This is a genomic window from Streptomyces sp. NPDC051636 (genome assembly GCF_044453765.1).
Lineage (GTDB): Bacteria > Actinomycetota > Actinomycetes > Streptomycetales > Streptomycetaceae > Streptomyces.
Genome location: NZ_JBITDA010000011.1, coordinates 89,156 through 106,129, shown reverse-complemented (window position 1 = coordinate 106,129; position 16,974 = coordinate 89,156). Strand labels below are relative to the sequence as shown.

Here is a 16,974-nt window from a genome sequence, read left to right as displayed (position 1 = left end):
AGCTACGTGAACGGCGCCCATCAGGGCAGTTCAAGCGCGCCGGATCTGCAAGGATGAACGGCGAATCCAGAGTGTGAACAGCAGTGAGGAGATCGCCGTGTCGGGTATGTCGGCGGGCCGGTCAGCCATGCGGATGGGACCCGCTGAGCTGGTGCAGGCGGCGGCCATGGCCCGCCGCTTCTACCTCGAGGGGAAGTCCAAGATCCAGATCGCGGAGGAGTTCGGCGTCAGCCGCTTCAAGGTGGCCCGGGTCCTGGAAACCGCCCTCGAACGGGATCTCGTACGCATCGAGATCCGCGTCCCGGCCGAACTGGACGCCGACCGCTCCGACGCGCTCCGCGCCCGTTACGGCCTCAGGCACGCCGTCGTGGTCGAGTCCCCGGCCGAGGCCGAGGAGACTCCCGACCCCGAGAACCTGGGGGAGGTCGCCGCCGACCTGCTCGGTGAGCTCGTCAACGAGGGGGACGTGCTGGGCCTGGCCTGGGGCCGGTCCACCATTCACATGGCGGCGGCGCTGGACCGGCTGCCGCCCTGCACGGTGGTGCAGCTGACGGGCGTGTACGACGCCGGGACCGCCGAGCGCGGCTCGGTCGAGGCCGTCCGCCGCGCCGCCCAGGTCTCCGGCGGCGACGCGCACCCCATCTACGCGCCCATGCTGCTGCCGGACGCGGCCACCGCCGAGGCGCTGCGCCACCAGACCGGGATCGCCCGGGCCTTCGAGTACTTCGACAAGGTCACGGTCGCCTGCGTCTCCATCGGCTCCTGGGAGCCCGGTATCTCCACGGTGCACGACATGCTCAGTGACGAGGAGCGGGCGCACTACGCCTCGCTCGGCGTCGCCGCCGAGATGTCCGCGCACCTCTTCGACACCGAGGGCCGCCGGGTCGGCCGGGACCTGGGGGAGCGGTGCATCACGGTCAAGGCCGACCAGCTCCGCCGTATCCCCGAGGTCGTCGCGATAGCGGGCGGACAGCGCAAGGCGGCAGCGATCGACGCGGTGCTGCGCTCCGGGCTCGTGACCAGCCTGGTGACGGACACCTCCGCGGCGGACTACCTGATGACCGCGGGCCCGACGCCGAGGCCCGCCCTCAACCGCGCGGACCCGGACGGGCCCTGACATGACCGACGACCTGGCCGGCCGGCACCTGGTCGTCCTGGACCTCGACGGGGTCACGGACAAGGCGGGGCTGATGGACCGGTGCGTCCGCGCGCTGGACCTGCCCGGGTGGTTCGGCCGCAACTGGGACGCGCTGGCCGACAGCCTCTGCGACCTCTCCGTCTGGCCCGAGGAGGCCGTGGGCAAGGGGCTCCTGGTTGTCGTACGGGGCTGGCAGGCGTATGCGAAGGCTCGTCCGGAGGAGTGGGAGACCGCCCAGGAGGTGTTCTCCCACGCCGTCGGACTGACGCCGTCGCTCGCCGTCGTGCTGGCCCTTGGAGGTTCCTCCTAAGGCCCTCTGACCAGCCTGGATGTTCTGTCGGGGCAGGGAACGGCGGACGTCATGGGAGAATGAAGTACGTGCTCTTTCCCCCTGGCTGACCTGTCCGGGGGCCACCTCTGATCAACTGGGATGTGCAGCACGTGCGTTTCCTCAATGACATCCGGCCCGCGTACGACCTGACATACGACGACGTGTTCATGGTGCCGAGCCGCTCGGCGGTCGGCTCGCGCCAGGCCGTGGACCTCGCCTCCCCGGACGGCACGGGCACCACCATCCCGCTCGTCGTCGCCAACATGACCGCCATCGCCGGCCGCCGCATGGCCGAGACGATGGCCCGCCGCGGCGGCCTGGTGGTCATCCCGCAGGACATCCCGATCGACGTGGTCACCGACGTCGTCTCCTGGGTCAAGAGCCGCCACCTGGTCCTCGACACCCCCATCGTGCTGGCCCCGCACCAGACCGTCGCCGACGCGCTGTCCCTGCTGCCCAAGCGCGCGCACAACGCCGGTGTCGTCGTCGACGACGACCACCGGCCCATCGGCGTCGTCACCGACCGGGACCTGACCGGCGTCGACCGCTTCACCCAGCTCGAAGTGGTCATGTCCAAGGACCTGCTGCTGCTCGACGCCGGCATCGACCCGCGCGAGGCCTTCAACCGGCTCGACGCCGCCAACCGCCGCTACGCCCCGGCCGTCGACCAGGACGGCAGGCTGGCCGGCATCCTCACCCGCAAGGGCGCCCTGCGCGCGACCCTCTACACCCCGGCGACCGACGCGAAGGGGCGGCTGCGCATCGCCGCCGCCGTCGGCATCAACGGCGACGCGGCGGGCAAGGCCGAGCAGCTGCTGGACGCGGGCGTGGACACGCTCGTCATCGACACCGCGCACGGCCACCAGGAATCGATGATCGGCGCGATCAGGCTGGTCCGCGCTCTCGACCCGCAGGTGCCGGTCGTCGCCGGCAACGTTGTGGCGGCCGAGGGCGTGCGCGACCTCATCGAGGCGGGCGCCGACATCGTCAAGGTCGGCGTCGGCCCCGGCGCCATGTGCACCACCCGCATGATGACCGGCGTGGGCCGCCCGCAGTTCTCCGCCGTCCTGGAGTGCGCGGCCGAGGCGAGGAAGTACGGCAAGCACGTGTGGGCCGACGGCGGTGTCCGGCACCCGCGCGACGTGGCGATGGCACTCGCGGCCGGTGCGTCCAACGTGATGGTCGGCTCGTGGTTCGCGGGCACCTACGAGTCGCCGGGCGACCTCCAGCACGACGCGGACGGCCGCCCGTACAAGGAGTCGTTCGGCATGGCCTCCGCGCGCGCGGTGCGCAACCGCACCTCCGAGGAGTCGGCCTACGACCGTGCCCGCAAGGCGCTGTTCGAGGAGGGCATCTCCACCTCCCGCATGTTCCTCGACCCGGCCCGCCCGGGCGTCGAGGACCTGATCGACTCGATCATCGCGGGCGTCCGCTCCTCCTGCACCTACGCCGGCGCCGCCTCCCTGGAGGAGTTCGCCGAGAAGGCCATCGTCGGCGTCCAGAGCGCGGCCGGCTACGCCGAGGGCATGCCGCTGCACGCCAGCTGGAGCTGAGCATCCTCCGTCCGTACGGCCGTGCGGCATGCCCGGGGTCCTTGCTGCCGCAACAGCCGACAGCCGATGCGCAACGAATGGGCACCCGTCCCCGATGAACGCAATGATCTTGCGGGTATGCGCAAGGTTGCTGCATTACGCCCGTGAACGGATGGCTCATAGGGTGCTCACCTGTACGTGGTGTGGCGGGGACCCCGCTCGTCGGGTCCCTGCCCTCGCAGGGATGCCGCCGGTCCCCGCCGCCCTGACCGGCAGCGATGAAGGAGCCAGCGCGTGCTCGACCAAGGCGCACCCCCGCACAACCGCAGAGCCACCGCCCCCGCGTCCCCGGGCGTCGCCGCGCGCCTGATGCGTCGCAAGCCCGTGGAACGCCTGGTCGCGGAGGGCGGCCAGGGTGAGGGAGGCACCCTCAGGCGCTCCCTCGGGCTGTGGCAGCTGACCATGATCAGTATCGGTGCCACGCTCGGCACCGGCATCTTCGTGGTCCTCGGCGAGGCCGTCCCCAAGGCCGGTCCGGCCGTCACCCTCTCCTTCGTGATCGCCGGTCTCACGGCGCTCTTCTCGGCCCTCTCCTACGCCGAGCTGGCGGGCACCATCCCGGTCTCCGGCTCCTCGTACTCGTACGCATACGCAACGATGGGCGAGCTGATCGCCTGGATCTGCGGCTGGTGTCTGGTCCTGGAGTACGGCGTGTCGGTCGCCGCCGTGGCCGTCGGCTGGGGGGAGTACCTCAACGAGCTGCTCGACGGCACCATCGGCGTCACCATCCCGGACGCGCTGTCGGCCCCGCCCGGCGACGGCGGCGTCTTCAACCTGCCCGCGCTGATCGTCGTACTCCTCGCCATGGCGTTCCTGCTCGGCGGCGCCAGGGAGTCCGCGCGCGCCAACACCGTCATGGTCTGCGTGAAGATCGCCGCGCTGGTGCTGTTCTGCGCCATCGGCCTCCAGGGCTTCCGCTCGGGCAACTACGAGAACTTCATGCCGCTGGGCATGACCGGGGTGAGCGCGGCGGGCGCGACGCTCTTCTTCTCGTACATCGGCTTCGACGCCGCCTCCACCGCCGGTGAGGAGGCGAAGGACGCCCAGCGCGACCTGCCGCGCGCCATCATGCTGTCGCTGGTCATCGTGACCGCGCTGTACGTCCTCGTCGCGGCCGTCGCCGTCGGTGCCAAGCCCTGGCGGCGGTTCAACGACTCGGAGGCCGCGCTCGCCCAGATCATGCGGGACGTGACCGGGGAGAGCTTCTGGGGCACCCTGCTGGCCGCCTGCGCGGTCATCGCCATCGCGAGCGTCGTGCTGACCGTCCTGTACGGGCAGACCCGCATCCTCTTCGCGATGTCCCGGGACGGCCTCGTGCCCAAGGTGTTCGCCAAGGTCCACCCGAAGACCGGCGCGCCCCGCGCCAACACGGTGATCGTCTCGCTGTTCTGCGGTGTCCTCGCCGCCGCCATCCCGCTGGGCCAGCTCGCCGACGCCACCAGCATCGGCACGCTGTTCGCCTTCGCGCTGGTCAACATCGCCGTCGTCGTGCTGCGCCGGACCCGCCCGGACATGGCCCGCACCTTCCGGGTGCCGCTGTCGCCGGTGCTGCCCGCGCTGGGCTTCGCCTTCTGCGTCTGGATGATGGGCAGCCTGTCGGCCGTCACCTGGGTGGTCTTCGGGGTCTGGATGGCGGTCGGGCTCGTGTTCTACTTCGTATACGGCTATCGCCGCTCCCGACTCGCCACACCCGCACCGTCCGAGAAGTGATCGACCCACTGTGCTGAACGATCTCGACGAACGCATCGTGCACGCCCTCGCCGAGGACGCCCGCCGCTCCTACGCGGACATCGGGCAGCTGGTCGGCCTGTCCGCGCCCGCCGTGAAGCGGCGCGTGGACCGGCTGCGCGCCACCGGGGCCATCACCGGATTCACCGTCCGGGTGGACCCGGCGGCGCTCGGCTGGGAGACCGAGGGGTTCGTCGAGATCTACTGCCGGCGCAACACCTCCCCGGAGACCATCCAGCGGGGCCTGGAGCGCTACCAGGAGGTCGTGGCGGCGTCCACCGTCACCGGGGACGCGGACGCGATCGTCCAGGTCTTCGCCTCCGACATGCGCCACTTCGAGCGGGTGCTGGAGCGGATCGCGGGGGAGCCGTTCGTGGAGCGGACCAAGTCGGTGCTGGTGCTGTCGCCGCTGCTGAGGCGGTTCTCCTCGGGATCGCCGACCTGACTGAGCCCCGCCGGCCGGTGTCGAGGGCCGGATGGGCCGCCCGGGCCGCCGGACGCCTCACACCGCCCGGCGGCCGACCGCCCCAGCGCCGCGCGCCCGGCCTCGAGGAGCTGCGGGCCATGGTCGCTCGCGGTGACCTGTGATTACCCCAGGTCACCCTTGCGGGCGGCAGGAAGATCCCCTAGGTTGTGCCGGACTTCCTACTGACTGGTAACACCGGCAGGTAACCATGCGCTGGCCCGTCGGCCGTCCCACCACCGTCCGCGCGCGGATCGTGGCGCTCGCGCTCGCGCCGGTCCTCGCGCTGATGACCATGTGGAGCTTCGCCATGGTGTCGGTCACCGGCGACCTGCGCGCGCTGATCCGGCTGCAGAGCGTGTACGAGGACTTCGGCACCCCCGTCGACACGGCCGTCGGCCAGATCCAGATCGAGCGGCGGCTGTCGGCCGCGTACCTGGGCGGCGACCGGGACCCGGCCGCCGCCGGTGACCTGCTGGCCCAGCAGCGCCGCACCGACCACGCGGTGAACGCCATGCGCGAGGCGATCCGGGGCGGCGACCGGGACCGGCTCACCGGCCGGCAGCGGCAGGTGCTCGACGCGATGACGCACGCCACCGACGGGCTGGAGAAGCTGCGGGGGCGGGTGCTGTCCCGCTCGGTCTCCTGGGACCGGGCGGTCACCGAGTACGGCGCCCTCGTGGAACCCGGCTTCGACGTCCAGTCCACGCTCACCGCGCTCCAGGCCGGGCAGCTGGCCCGGGAGGCGCAGGTCGTCATCGAGCTGGTGCGGGTACGGGAGTTCGTCTCCCGCGAGGACGCCCTGGTCGCCGGGGCCCGCGCGGCCGGCATCCTGACCGACCGCCAGTACGACACGCTCACGGCGACGATCGAGGACCGGCGTGTCTTCGAACGAACGTACGTGTCGGACCTGCCGTCCGACTCGCGGGCGCTGTTCGAGGAGTTCCAGCGCGGAAATCTGCACCGGGACCTGGAGCGCGGCGAGGACGCCCTGCTGCGGGCGGGCGCGGCGCACGCCGGGGAGGCGGTCGCGGCGGACACGTGGCGGACGACCGCCGACCGGGCCGTGAAGCAGTACATGCTGCGGTGCACCCGGTCGGCGGAGAACTCGGCCGCGCGCGGACGGGCCTTCGCCTACCGGGAGCTGGCCAAGGCGGCGGTGGTCGGCGTGGCCGGGCTGGCCGCCGTGGGACTGTCGCTGTGGTTCGCGGTGCGCGGTGCCCGGCGCATCTCGCGCCGCCTGGAGACGCTGCGGGACGCGGCCGATCTGCTGACCGCCCGCCAACTGCCCGAAGTGATGCGGCGGCTCAGCGCGGGCGAGGACGTGGACGCGGTGGCCGAGGCGCCGCCGCTGGCCGCCGACGAGGTACGGGCCGACGAGATCGGCCAGGTCGGCCGGTCCTTCAACACCGCGCGCCTCGCGGCGGTCGAGGCCGCCGTCCAGCAGGCCACCCTGCGGCGCGGGCTGTTCGCGGTGCTGCTCAACATCGCCCGCCGCAACCAGGCGCTGGTGCACCGGCAGCTGAAGCTCGTCGACACCCTGGAGCGGCGCACCGACGACCCCGACGTGCTGCGCGAGCTGTTCCGCATCGACCACCTCACCACCCGCATGCGGCGGCACGCGGAGAGCCTGATCATCCTCTCCGGCGCGGCACCCGGCCGCCGGTGGCGGCGGCCCGTGCCCCTCGCGGACGTCGTGTCCTCGGCGGTGAGCGAGATCGAGGACTACGCGCGGGTGGTCGTGCCGCCGATGCCCGAGGCCGGCGTCGCGGCGGTCGCGGTCGCCGACGTGGTGCACCTGATCGCCGAACTCCTCGAGAACGCCACGGTGTTCTCTCCTCCGCACACCCAGGTCACCCTGCGCACCGGACGAACCCGGGGCGGCTTCCTGCTCGAGATCGACGACCGGGGCCTCGGCCTCGACCCCGACCAGCGCGAGGCGGCCCACCGCACCCTCACCGACCCCGACGCCTTCGACCCCACCCGGCACGACCGCCTCGGCCTGTACGTCGTGGGCCGCCTCGCGGCCCGCCACGGCATCGAGGTCACCCTGCGGGACTCGCCGTACGGCGGGACGACGGCGGTGGTGTGGTTGCCGCCGGGGGTGTTGGCGCAGATGGAGCCGGGGGTGCGGGACCACGGGGCGGGGGTGCTGCCGTCCAGGGCGCCGGCGGAGGCTGAGCCGGCGGAGCCGGGGGCGGGGGAGCGTGGGCTGGATCCCGGGATGGGGAGGCGCCCCGCTACCAGCAGCGCCGCCGCCGACACCGCCACCCCCAAGACCGCCACCCCCCACACCCCCGCGCTCCCCACCCGCATCCGCCGAGCCTCCCTCGCCGCCCTCCTCCGTGAGGACACCCCACCCGGCGAAACGCCCCCGCGGCGTGAGATCGACGCCGAGGAGATGCGGGCCGTCTTCGGTGCCTTCCAGCGTGGTCTGGACCGTGGCCGCCGGGGACTGTCGGCCGGGGACGGGCGCGGGCCCGCCAGTCCTGACGCCGCCGAGGGGCGGACCGACCCCGACGAAGGGACGTATGCCGACGATGCCCGATGACCAGCAGAACCCCGAGCCCTCCATCACGGTCCCCGGCGGAGCCCCTGGCGCGGATCTGGGATGGCTGCTCGACGACCTCGTGGCGCGGACCGAGCACGTCCGGCAGGCCGTGCTGCTCACCGCCGACGGGCTCCCGCTGAGCTGCTCGGAGGGCATGCGCAGACGGGACGTCGAGCACCTCGCCGCCGTCTGCTCCGGTTTCCACGGCCTGGCCCGCTCGGCGGGGGAGCGGTTCGAGGCCGGCGAAGTGCGGCAGACCATGGTGATGCTCGACGACGCCTACCTGTTCATCACCCCGGCAGGGCACGGCAGCCGCCTGGCCGTGCTCAGCGAGGCACAGAGCGATGTCGGACAGCTCGGCCACGAGATGGCCCTGCTCGTCCGCCGCCTCGGCCGCCACCTGGACGCCGCCGCACGATCGGCGACCTGACTCCCGGTGACCGACGACCACTGGTACGAGGACGAGACCGGGTCGATGGTGCGCCCCTACACGGTGACCCGGGGCCGCACCCGGCCCGCGGGCCGGCACACCATCGACCTGATGTCCCAGGTCACCGCCGTTCCGGCGGATGTGGCACCGCCCGGCGTCGACCATGCCCGCGCCGCCCTGCTCGACCTGGTGCGCCGCGGCCCGCGCCCGGTCGTCGAGCTGGCCGCGGACGCCGACCTCCCCCTCACCGTCGTCCGCGTGCTGCTCGGCGACCTGGCCGAGGCCGGGCTGGTGCGCATCGACGAGCCGCGCCGCCTGCTGCCGACGGGCCCGTCCGCCGACCCGGAGCTGCTGCGGGAGATCGTCGAGCGCTTGAGGGAGCTGTAGAGCGGGCTCTGCAACGGCGGGTTCCAGGGCACCACCCGGAAGTCCCCCGTCCCCTTCTTCACCCGCTCGAACGGCGCCGACCCCACGCACCTGGGCAGGTCCTTCGGCCCCATGTCCTCGGTCGCGGCCCAGCTGTGGCCGAGCCGGTCGGTGCCGCCGGTGTCGTGGACGGTGATGCCCACCCGGTGGCCCAGGACGTCCTTCATGTCGGTGTCGGTGATCACCCCGGACACCACGGCGACCTTGCCGCCGTTGACCAGGCAGTCGACCCTGGCCCTCGCCCAGTGGCCGACGCCGCCCAGGTGGTGGCTGAACCGGAAGGTGCCGGTCGCCTTCACCGGGTTGTCGTTCTCCTTCGCCGCCAGGTGCGCGTCGAAGGAGAAGGTGATGTCGTCCCCGGCCGTGCGGTACAGCTTCGCGGTTCCGGTGAGTGCGGCGGCCTCCCGGGGCGGACGCCCACCGCCGCCCGAGGCCGCCGCGGAGCCCGTTGCCCCCGCGGTGATCAGCAGGGCGGAGGCAACGGCGGCGATCTTCGCAGGAGGCTTCACACGACGCTTCACAACGGTCCTTCCCGCAGGTCAAGCAGGTGAACTGGATGCCCACCACTCTCCCCGCGACGGGCGCGCGCCACATCGGGCCGAGGACGTCACCGCGCCTCCCCCGTCCGGCGGGGGACGCCGCCCGTGACGTGCGCCCCAGGGATGACGGGGGTACGACCTCGGGGCGCGCAACGAATCGCCGCCCGGCCTCCGGCGCGCGCAACGATCCGCTCAAGGGCGCGCAACGGCTTCTTCTTGTCCGGCCGAGGCGGCCGACCGTACCGTCTAAATGACCCCCGAACCCTTCGTACCGGCGAGGATCCGCATGCGTACCGCCCTCCTCCAGAGCTCCGGCCGCCCCGGCTCCACCGTCGAGAACCTCAAGGTCCTCGACGAGGCCGCGGGCCGGGCCGCCGCCGCGGGTGCCGCGCTGCTCGTCGCGCCGGAGATGTTCCTCACCGGGTACGCGATCGGCGACGCCATCGGGCGCCTGGCCGAGCCCGCCGACGGCGACGCGGCGGACGCGATCGCCGAGCTGGCCTCCCGGCACGGCCTGGCGATCGCCTACGGCTACCCCGAGCGGGACGGCGACACCGTCTACAACTCCGCCCAGCTGATCTCCGCCGACGGCACCCCGCTCGCGAACTACCGCAAGACCCACCTCTTCGGCTGCTTCGAGCGCGACCACTTCACCCCGGGTGACCAGCCGGTGGTGCAGGCCGAGCTGGACGGCCTCACCGTCGGCCTGATGATCTGCTACGACGTCGAGTTCCCGGAGAACGTCCGCGCCCACGCCCTGGCGGGCACGGACCTCCTTCTCGTCCCGACCGCGCAGATGCACCCCTTCCAGTTCGTCGCCGAGTCGATGATCCCGGTGCGTGCCTGGGAGAACCAGATGTACGTCGCGTACGTCAACCGGGTCGGTCCCGAGGGCGAGTTCGAGTTCGTCGGCCTGTCCGCCCTGGCCGGCCCCGACGGAGTCGCCCGCACCCGTGCCGGCCGCGGCGAGGAGCTCGTCCTCGCCGACGTCGACCCCGCCTTCCTGGCCGCCTCCCGCGAGGCGAACCCGTACCTGAAGGACCGCCGCCCCGGCCTGTACGGGTCGCTCGCCTGAGCAGCCTCACCCCCCGAAAAGCCTCCCCCCGAGTTCTTCCGCGCAAGGAGTCCGTACCCCATGACGTCCACGGTGCCCAACGCCGTCCAGCACGCCGACGAGCAGCAGCCGCCGATCACCATGTTCGGCCCGGACTTCCCCTACGCCTACGACGACTTCCTCGCCCACCCGGCGGGCCTCGGCCAGATCCCCGCGACCGAGCACGGCACCGAGGTGGCGGTCATCGGCGGCGGCCTGTCCGGCCTCGTGGCCGCGTACGAGCTGATGAAGATGGGCCTCAAGCCGGTCGTCTACGAGGCCGACCAGCTCGGCGGCCGGCTGCGGACGGTGGGCTTCGAGGGCTGCGACCCCTCGCTCACCGCCGAGATGGGCGCGATGCGCTTCCCGCCGTCCTCGACGGCCCTCCAGCACTACATCGACCTGGTGGGACTCGAGACCCGGCCCTTCCCCAACCCGCTCGCGGAGACGACGCCTTCGACCGTCGTCGACCTCAAGGGCGAGTCGCACTACGCCGAGACGATCGACGACCTGCCGCAGGTCTACCGCGATGTCGCCGAGGCCTGGAACAAGTGCCTCGAAGAGGGCGCCGACTTCTCCGACATGAACCACGCGATGCGCGAGCGGGACGTGCCGCGCATCCGGGAGATCTGGTCGAAGCTCGTCGAGAAGCTCGACAACCAGACCTTCTACGGCTTCCTCTGCGACTCCGAGGCGTTCAAGTCCTTCCGGCACCGCGAGATCTTCGGCCAGGTCGGCTTCGGCACCGGCGGCTGGGACACCGACTTCCCCAACTCCATCCTGGAGATCCTGCGCGTCGTCTACACCGAGGCCGACGACCACCACCGCGGCATCGTCGGCGGTTCCCAGCAGTTGCCGCTGCGCCTGTGGGAGCGCGAGCCGGAGAAGATCGTGCACTGGCCGTACGGGACGTCCCTCAAGTCCCTGCACGTGGACGGCGAGCCGCGCCCGGCCGTGACCCGGCTGCACCGCACCGCGGGCAACCGGATCACCGTGACGGACGCGAACGGCGACATCCGCACGTACAAGGCGGCCATCTTCACCGCCCAGTCCTGGATGCTGCTGTCCAAGATCGCCTGCGACGACTCGCTCTTCCCTATCGACCACTGGACCGCGATGGAGCGAACCCACTACATGGAGAGCTCCAAGCTCTTCGTCCCGGTCGACCGGCCGTTCTGGCTCGACAAGGACGAGGAGACCGGCCGGGACGTCATGTCGATGACGCTCACCGACCGCATGACCCGCGGCACCTACCTGCTCGACAACGGGCCGGACCAGCCGGCCGTCATCTGCCTCTCCTACACGTGGTGCGACGACAGCCTCAAGTGGCTGCCGCTGTCCGCGAACGAGCGGATGGAGGTCATGCTGAAGTCGCTCGGTGAGATCTACCCGAAGGTCGACATCCGGAAGCACATCATCGGCAACCCGGTGACGGTCTCCTGGGAGAACGAGCCCTACTTCATGGGCGCGTTCAAGGCCAACCTGCCGGGCCACTACCGCTACCAGCGGCGCCTGTTCACGCACTTCATGCAGGACCGGCTGCCCGAGGACAAGCGGGGCATCTTCCTGGCCGGCGACGACATCTCCTGGACGGCCGGCTGGGCCGAGGGCGCGGTCCAGACCGCGCTGAACGCGGTCTGGGGCGTCATGCACCACCTCGGCGGCGCCACGGACCCGGGCAACCCCGGTCCGGGTGACGTCTACGACGAGATCGCGCCCGTCGAGCTGCCGGAGGACTGACCGGGTTTCACACGCCGGCCGCGCGCGCCTTCTCGTACACCTCCGCGGCGACGTCCTTGAGCTCCTGGGCGTCCTGGGTGCCGTGCTGGAGGTCGATGAAGATCTCGTCGAGGCCGACCTCGGCGTGCGCGGCCAGGTCCTCCACGATCTGGTCGACGCTGCCCTGGAAGGGCCGCCGGTCGGCGCCGTCGTATCCCTGGGCCCGGTAGTCCGCGTTGGTGCGCAGGACCGTCCGGATCGGCTCGGTCCGCCCGCGTTCGGCGGCCAGCTCCCGCAGTCCGCGCCACTGCGCGGCGAGGGCCTCGGCGCCCATGCCCACCGGCATCCAGCCGTCGGCGTGGTCGACGAGGCGGCGCTGGGCCTTCTTCGACGCCGCCGCCAGCAGGATCGGGATCGGGCGGGCGGGCTTGGGGCCGACCACGGCAGACGCGATCTTCGTGACGCGTCCGTCGTACGCCACCGGGTCCGGACCCCACACGGCCCGGCACACCTCGATCAGCTCGTCCAGGACCTGCCCACGCTCCTCGAAGGGCCGTACGGACGCGGCCGCGTACTCGTCCAGGGACCAGCCGGTGCCCAGGCCCGCCACCACCCGGCCGCCGCTCGCCGCGTCCAGCGTGGCGAGGGCCTTCGCGAGCTGGAACGGCACGTGCAGCGGAGCGACCAGCACACTGGTGCCCAGCCGCGCCCGCTCGGTCGCCGCGGCGGCGAGGGTGAGGGTGACCAGCGGCTCGGCGACACCCCGGTAGCCGTCCGGCCAGGGCAGGCCGTCGATGCCGTACAGGCCCTGCGTCGCGGGGTCGGGGACCAGAAGCCGCTCGTACACCCAGAGGCTCTCGTAGCCGATCCGCTCGGCGGCGCGCGCCACGTCGGGCACGTCTCGTCCGAGGTTGTACTGCTTGTTCTGGGGAAGGCCGAGTCCGAGCCGCGTCGCCATGCCCTGTGCTCCTTCGCAAGAGGTCGGTTCGTGTCGAACGTACAAGGTTCACACACGAGTTGAGGGGGACGAAGCACCGGAGTGGCCGGATCAGTCCGGTAGCGGCGTGAGCAGCATGCGGCCCGCGAAACCGACGGCCGCGTCCAGGCGCTCGGTGACCTCCTCGGCGAGGTCCTCGAACCGGCGCAGTGCCCACAGCGCCCGCGCCGCCGACCAGGTGGCCTCCCGGGCGCGCTCCAGGCTCCAGGAGCCGAGGAGGTGGGTGAGCGGGTCGGCGATCTGGAGCAGGTCGGGACCCGGCATCAGATCCTCGCGGATGCGTTCCTCCAGCGATACGAGGAGCTCACCCACGCGGTCGAACTCGTCCTCCAGGTCGGCCGGTTCGCAGCCGAGGGTGCGACAGGTGTCCACGACGGCCAGCGCCAGGTCGTGGCCGATGTGCGCGTTGATGCCCGCGAGGGCGAACTGCAGCGGGCGTACGCCGGGATGGCGGCGGAGCTGGAACAGCGGCCGCCAGCAGGCCGGCGGACGGCGGTCGTCCGCCACCGCGTCGACCGCGGCGAGATACCGCTCGGCGAACCGCACATCCAGCGCCGTCGCGGCCCGGGGATCCGTGAACCCACCGGCGTGCAGGCGCCGTTCCACCTCCTCGGTGACGGCCAGGTAGACGCGGTTGAACACCGCGACCCCGTCGCTCGCGGGCAGGGCCGTTTCCAGGGCGCGCATACGGCGGACGACGGCGTCGACGGACGGGGTGAGGTGTTTCAACTGCGCCATGGGGGAAGGGTCCCAGCCCTGGACCGACGGGCGTGCCGACGGGCCCGGCGCTTCCCCGGAACGGGGGAACGCGGACCCGTTGCGGGGGGAGGGGGCGCTTCACCGTGTCAGGCTCACGTGCCCGGCGGCTGGCCGCCCGCAGGGCCGAGCGCAGGCGCGCCGCCCGGCGCATGGCGATGGTCGTGGCGGCCTCGGTGGTGGCCGCCGTCGGCACCGTGACCGGCATGATCTCGGCGCTCGGCCAAGGGCACCACGCGGCCGGTGCCGGGCCCGCGGTGACCCCCGCGCCGACGCAGGCACCCCTGCCCGACGTGCCCCGGCCGTCGGTGACCGGCGAGCCGGCCTCCACCTCCCCGTCCGCCACCGCGCAGCCGACGACCCAGAGCCCGTCTCCCACCCGCACCGACCGGCGGCGTCCGACCGCGGCCGTCGCCGGTCCGCTGCTGTACCGGCATCCCGACTCCCGGGTGGCCGACTGGGTCCGCGCCCATCCCGACGACCCCCGCACCCCGCTCATCGAGTCCCGCATCGCCGGCCGGCCGGCCGCCGTCTGGTTCGCGGACCACACGCCGGCGACCATCGCCTCGCGGGTCCGCGCGGTCACCTCCGGCGCCGCCGCGCAGCGCCGGGTGCCGGTGCTCGTGCCGTACGCCATCCCGCACCGGGACTGCGGCGGGGCCTCCCAGGGCGGGGCGCCCGACCTCGCCGCGTACGACGCGTGGATCGACGCCTTCGCCGCGGGACTGGGCTCCGGCGAGGTCATCGTCGTGCTGGAGCCCGACTCGGTCGCCCAGTCCGGCTGCCTGCCGTCCGGCGACCGCGCCGCCCGCTTCACCGCGCTGGCCCGCGCGGGGCGGGTCCTGAAGGCCGCCAACCCCGCGGCCCGGGTCTACTACGACGCGGGCCACTCCGGCTGGAACCCCGCCGGCCGGCAGGCGGCCCTGCTGAAACAGGCGGGTGCCGCCTCCCCGGCCTCCTCCGACGGGATCTTCAGTAACGTCTCCAACTTCCACACCACCACCGACGAGATCGCCTACGACCGCCAGGTCCTCGACGCCCTCGGCGGCCCCGCAGACCTGGGCGCCGTGATCGACACCAGCCGCAACGGCAACGGCGCCCCACCCGACGGCGCGTGGTGCGACCCGTCCGGCCGCAGGATCGGCCGGTCACCGACCCTCGACACCGGCGAGCCCGGCATCGACGCCTACCTGTGGGTGAAACCGCCGGGGGAGTCGGACGGCTGCAAGGGGGCGGCGGGGGCGTTCACGCCGTCGTACGCCTACGACCTGGTCCGCTGACCGCCGGCCTCAGCGGGCCGGCCGCAGCCCGAGGCGTACGCGCGGTGCCAAGGGGATGCCGTGGCGATCCGGCCACCCGGGCGACGCGTACGTGAAGACAAGCGCCGCAGCCGGGGGTCGCCGCGGGCCAGGGCGCTGCGGCCCGCCGCCGAGCAGCTCGACTCGACAGCGGCCTGACCTGGGGCTTCCCGGCCGGGGCTGCTGAGCGCTCGCTTAGGATGGAGATTCCCCGGGGTGCCCGCCACCCCGTCCAGCGACGCCCAGGAGCCCCACCCGTGACCGCCGAAGCCCCGCCGGCCCCCGCCCTGCCGTACGGCCGGCTGATCCCCGTCACCGTCCACTTCGACGACCTGGACGCGCTGGGGCTGCTGCACAACGCCCGCTACCCGCTGATGGCGGAACGCGCCTGGGCCGAGCTGTGGCACGCCCACGGCATCCGCTTCGACGGGGACTGGGCGGCCGCGGGCGACGCCTGCAACGCGGTCAAGGAGCTGCGGATCACCTATGAGGCGCCGGTGACCAGCCCGGGCGCGTACGCCGTCCACCTGTGGCTGGAGCGGCTCGGCACCACCGGCCTGACCTACGGCTTCCGCTTCTGCTCGGCCGACGGGACGGTCACCTACGCGCACGGCACCCGGGTCCTGGTCCGGCTGGACGCCGGGACTCTGCGGCCGGCCGCGTGGAGCGAGGACTTCAGGACTGCCGGTCGGGAACTGCTGCGGCCCGCGGACTGACCTCGCGCGGACTGCGCCCACCGCCGCGCAGCACCCCCGCGAAGACCGCGAGCCCGCACGCCAGCACCGTCACCAGACCGAACGACACCATCAGGCTGGTGGCCTGCGCGACCCCGCCGATCAGGCTGGGCGCGATCAGCCCGGAGGTGTAGGTGATGGTCGCGACGCCCGCGATGGCCTGACTGGGGTTCGGGCCGTTGTGGCCGGCCGCCGCGAAACACAGCGGGACGACGACCGCGATCCCGAGGCCCATCAGCGCGAACCCGCCCGTCGCCACCGCCGGATGGCCCGCGACGACGATCAGCAGCCCGCCGAGGACGGCGAGCACGCCACCGGCTCGGACCGTGCGGACCGCCCCGAAGCGGTTCACCACCGCGTCCCCGGCGATCCGGGCCACCGCCATGCTCAGCATGAAGCCGGTCGTCGACGCCGCCGCCAGACCGGCGGAGCTGTCCAGCCGGTCGCGCAGGAAGACCGCCGACCAGTCGAGGCCGGCGCCCTCCGCGAACACCGCGCAGAAGCCGACCGCACCGATCAGCAGCGCCGACCTGGGCGGCAGCGCGAACCTCGGCGGCGGCTCCTCGTCCTCGGCGGGCTGTACGTCCAGCACCCAGCCGCACGCGAGGACGCCGAGCAGGGTGAGCGCGGCGGCCGCCAGCGCGAAGTGCAGCCGGGCGTCCGAGCCGAGGTGCGCGGCGAGCGTGCCGGCCGCCGAGCCGAACAGGGCGCCCGCGCTCCACATGCCGTGCAGTCCCGACATGATCGACCTGTCCAGCAGGCGCTCGACCTCGACGCCGAGGGCGTTCATGGCGACGTCGGCCATCCCGGCGGTCGCGCCGTAGGTGAACATCGCCAGGCAGAGCGTCACCAGGTCCGGCGCGAGGGAGGGCAGGACCAGGGACAGCGTCCACAGCGCGATCAGGCCGCGCAGGGCCGTACGGCTGCCGAAGCGGTGGCTGATCCGGCCGGCCAGCGGCATCGAGCAGGAGGCGCCGAACGCCGTGAAGGCCAGGGCGAAACCGAGCTGTCCCGCGCCGAGCGCGGCGTGGTCCTGGATCCAGGGCACGCGGGTCGCGAAGGATCCGGTGACGGCGCCGTGCACGGCGAAGACGGCCGCTACGGCGTACCGGGCGCGCGGTACTGTTCGCCGGTCGTGTTGCTCGTTGAACACGTCACTCATGTTCCGGCCCCTCCCTG

General features: G+C 72.8%; 15 protein-coding genes and 1 pseudogene. 12 read left to right on the top strand and 4 right to left on the bottom strand.

Features of this window, described 5'->3' with window-relative positions:
• Nucleotides 1–73 precede the first annotated feature (73 nt).
• From ACIBBH_RS20780 to ACIBBH_RS20745, 8 genes are all read left to right on the top strand, one after another.
• Entirely contained in the window at nucleotides 74–1,117 is a 1,044-nt protein-coding gene (locus ACIBBH_RS20780) for a sugar-binding transcriptional regulator (RefSeq protein ID WP_399406609.1), read from the top strand.
• Nucleotide 1,118: 1 nt separating this feature from the next.
• Nucleotides 1,119–1,448, top strand: coding sequence for a barstar family protein (locus ACIBBH_RS20775; protein WP_399406607.1), 330 nt, complete (start codon nucleotides 1,119–1,121; stop codon nucleotides 1,446–1,448).
• 131 nt (nucleotides 1,449–1,579) lie between these two features.
• Nucleotides 1,580–3,022: a GuaB1 family IMP dehydrogenase-related protein gene (locus ACIBBH_RS20770; protein ID WP_399406605.1), complete on the top strand. Its 1,443-nt coding sequence runs from the start codon at nucleotides 1,580–1,582 to the stop codon at nucleotides 3,020–3,022.
• Nucleotides 3,023–3,295: 273 nt separating this feature from the next.
• Nucleotides 3,296–4,771: an amino acid permease gene (locus ACIBBH_RS20765; RefSeq protein WP_399406603.1), complete on the top strand. Its 1,476-nt coding sequence runs from the start codon at nucleotides 3,296–3,298 to the stop codon at nucleotides 4,769–4,771.
• Nucleotides 4,772–4,781: 10 nt separating this feature from the next.
• The gene (locus ACIBBH_RS20760) at nucleotides 4,782–5,234 is read left to right on the top strand and encodes an Lrp/AsnC family transcriptional regulator (protein WP_004002713.1); all 453 of its coding nucleotides are present in this window, start codon (nucleotides 4,782–4,784) and stop codon (nucleotides 5,232–5,234) included.
• Nucleotides 5,235–5,463: 229 nt separating this feature from the next.
• Nucleotides 5,464–7,803 (top strand): nitrate- and nitrite sensing domain-containing protein, encoded by a 2,340-nt coding sequence (locus tag ACIBBH_RS20755; RefSeq protein WP_399406602.1) that lies wholly within the window; start codon nucleotides 5,464–5,466, stop codon nucleotides 7,801–7,803.
• The gene (locus ACIBBH_RS20750) at nucleotides 7,793–8,233 is read left to right on the top strand and encodes a roadblock/LC7 domain-containing protein (RefSeq protein ID WP_399406601.1); all 441 of its coding nucleotides are present in this window, start codon (nucleotides 7,793–7,795) and stop codon (nucleotides 8,231–8,233) included. Before ACIBBH_RS20755 ends, ACIBBH_RS20750 begins: the two co-directional genes overlap by 11 nt.
• A gap of 6 nt (nucleotides 8,234–8,239) precedes the next feature.
• Entirely contained in the window at nucleotides 8,240–8,620 is a 381-nt protein-coding gene (locus ACIBBH_RS20745; protein WP_399406600.1) for a DUF742 domain-containing protein, read from the top strand.
• A gap of 11 nt (nucleotides 8,621–8,631) precedes the next feature.
• Here ACIBBH_RS20745 and ACIBBH_RS20740 read toward each other — a convergent pair.
• A pseudogene (locus ACIBBH_RS20740) lies at nucleotides 8,632–9,168 on the bottom strand (hypothetical protein); the annotation flags it as partial.
• 316 nt (nucleotides 9,169–9,484) lie between these two features.
• On the opposite strand from ACIBBH_RS20740, the gene ACIBBH_RS20735 reads away from it, so the two are divergent.
• A complete protein-coding gene (locus ACIBBH_RS20735) occupies nucleotides 9,485–10,273 on the top strand; it encodes a carbon-nitrogen hydrolase family protein (RefSeq protein ID WP_399406848.1) in 789 nt (262 codons plus the stop codon).
• Between the two features lie 60 nt (nucleotides 10,274–10,333).
• On the top strand, nucleotides 10,334–12,031 hold the full coding sequence (locus tag ACIBBH_RS20730; protein WP_399406598.1) for a flavin monoamine oxidase family protein: 1,698 nt from the start codon (nucleotides 10,334–10,336) through the stop codon (nucleotides 12,029–12,031).
• 7 nt (nucleotides 12,032–12,038) lie between these two features.
• Here the strand turns inward: ACIBBH_RS20730 and ACIBBH_RS20725 are convergent, their stop codons facing one another.
• Nucleotides 12,039–12,968, bottom strand: coding sequence for an LLM class F420-dependent oxidoreductase (locus ACIBBH_RS20725; protein WP_399406596.1), 930 nt, complete (start codon nucleotides 12,966–12,968; stop codon nucleotides 12,039–12,041).
• 90 nt (nucleotides 12,969–13,058) lie between these two features.
• On the bottom strand, nucleotides 13,059–13,745 hold the full coding sequence (locus ACIBBH_RS20720; protein ID WP_399406594.1) for a DUF5995 family protein: 687 nt from the start codon (nucleotides 13,743–13,745) through the stop codon (nucleotides 13,059–13,061).
• Nucleotides 13,746–13,921: 176 nt separating this feature from the next.
• Here ACIBBH_RS20720 and ACIBBH_RS20715 point away from each other — a divergent pair, with 176 nt between their 5' ends.
• Nucleotides 13,922–15,043, top strand: coding sequence for a glycoside hydrolase family 6 protein (locus ACIBBH_RS20715; protein WP_399406846.1), 1,122 nt, complete (start codon nucleotides 13,922–13,924; stop codon nucleotides 15,041–15,043).
• A gap of 275 nt (nucleotides 15,044–15,318) precedes the next feature.
• A complete protein-coding gene (locus tag ACIBBH_RS20710) occupies nucleotides 15,319–15,777 on the top strand; it encodes an acyl-CoA thioesterase (RefSeq protein WP_399406592.1) in 459 nt (152 codons plus the stop codon).
• On the opposite strand, the gene ACIBBH_RS20705 is transcribed toward ACIBBH_RS20710, so the two are convergent.
• Nucleotides 15,737–16,957, bottom strand: coding sequence for an MFS transporter (locus ACIBBH_RS20705; RefSeq protein WP_399406590.1), 1,221 nt, complete (start codon nucleotides 16,955–16,957; stop codon nucleotides 15,737–15,739). The two genes, ACIBBH_RS20710 and ACIBBH_RS20705, sit on opposite strands and share 41 nt — an antisense overlap.
• Nucleotides 16,958–16,974: the final 17 nt, after the last annotated feature.

What these genes read in the sequence shown, in the direction of transcription:
- ACIBBH_RS20775 (WP_399406607.1), top strand. Translation starts at nt 1,119, where the DNA reads ATGACCGACGACCTGGCCGGCCGGCACCTGGTCGTCCTGGACCTCGAC.
- ACIBBH_RS20755 (WP_399406602.1), top strand. Translation starts at nt 5,464, where the DNA reads ATGCGCTGGCCCGTCGGCCGTCCCACCACCGTCCGCGCGCGGATCGTG.
- ACIBBH_RS20750 (WP_399406601.1), top strand. Translation starts at nt 7,793, where the DNA reads ATGCCCGATGACCAGCAGAACCCCGAGCCCTCCATCACGGTCCCCGGC.
- ACIBBH_RS20735 (WP_399406848.1), top strand. Translation starts at nt 9,485, where the DNA reads ATGCGTACCGCCCTCCTCCAGAGCTCCGGCCGCCCCGGCTCCACCGTC.
- ACIBBH_RS20730 (WP_399406598.1), top strand. Translation starts at nt 10,334, where the DNA reads ATGACGTCCACGGTGCCCAACGCCGTCCAGCACGCCGACGAGCAGCAG.
- ACIBBH_RS20725 (WP_399406596.1), bottom strand. Translation starts at nt 12,968, where the DNA reads ATGGCGACGCGGCTCGGACTCGGCCTTCCCCAGAACAAGCAGTACAAC.
- ACIBBH_RS20720 (WP_399406594.1), bottom strand. Translation starts at nt 13,745, where the DNA reads ATGGCGCAGTTGAAACACCTCACCCCGTCCGTCGACGCCGTCGTCCGC.
- ACIBBH_RS20715 (WP_399406846.1), top strand. Translation starts at nt 13,922, where the DNA reads ATGGTCGTGGCGGCCTCGGTGGTGGCCGCCGTCGGCACCGTGACCGGC.
- ACIBBH_RS20705 (WP_399406590.1), bottom strand. Translation starts at nt 16,957, where the DNA reads ATGAGTGACGTGTTCAACGAGCAACACGACCGGCGAACAGTACCGCGC.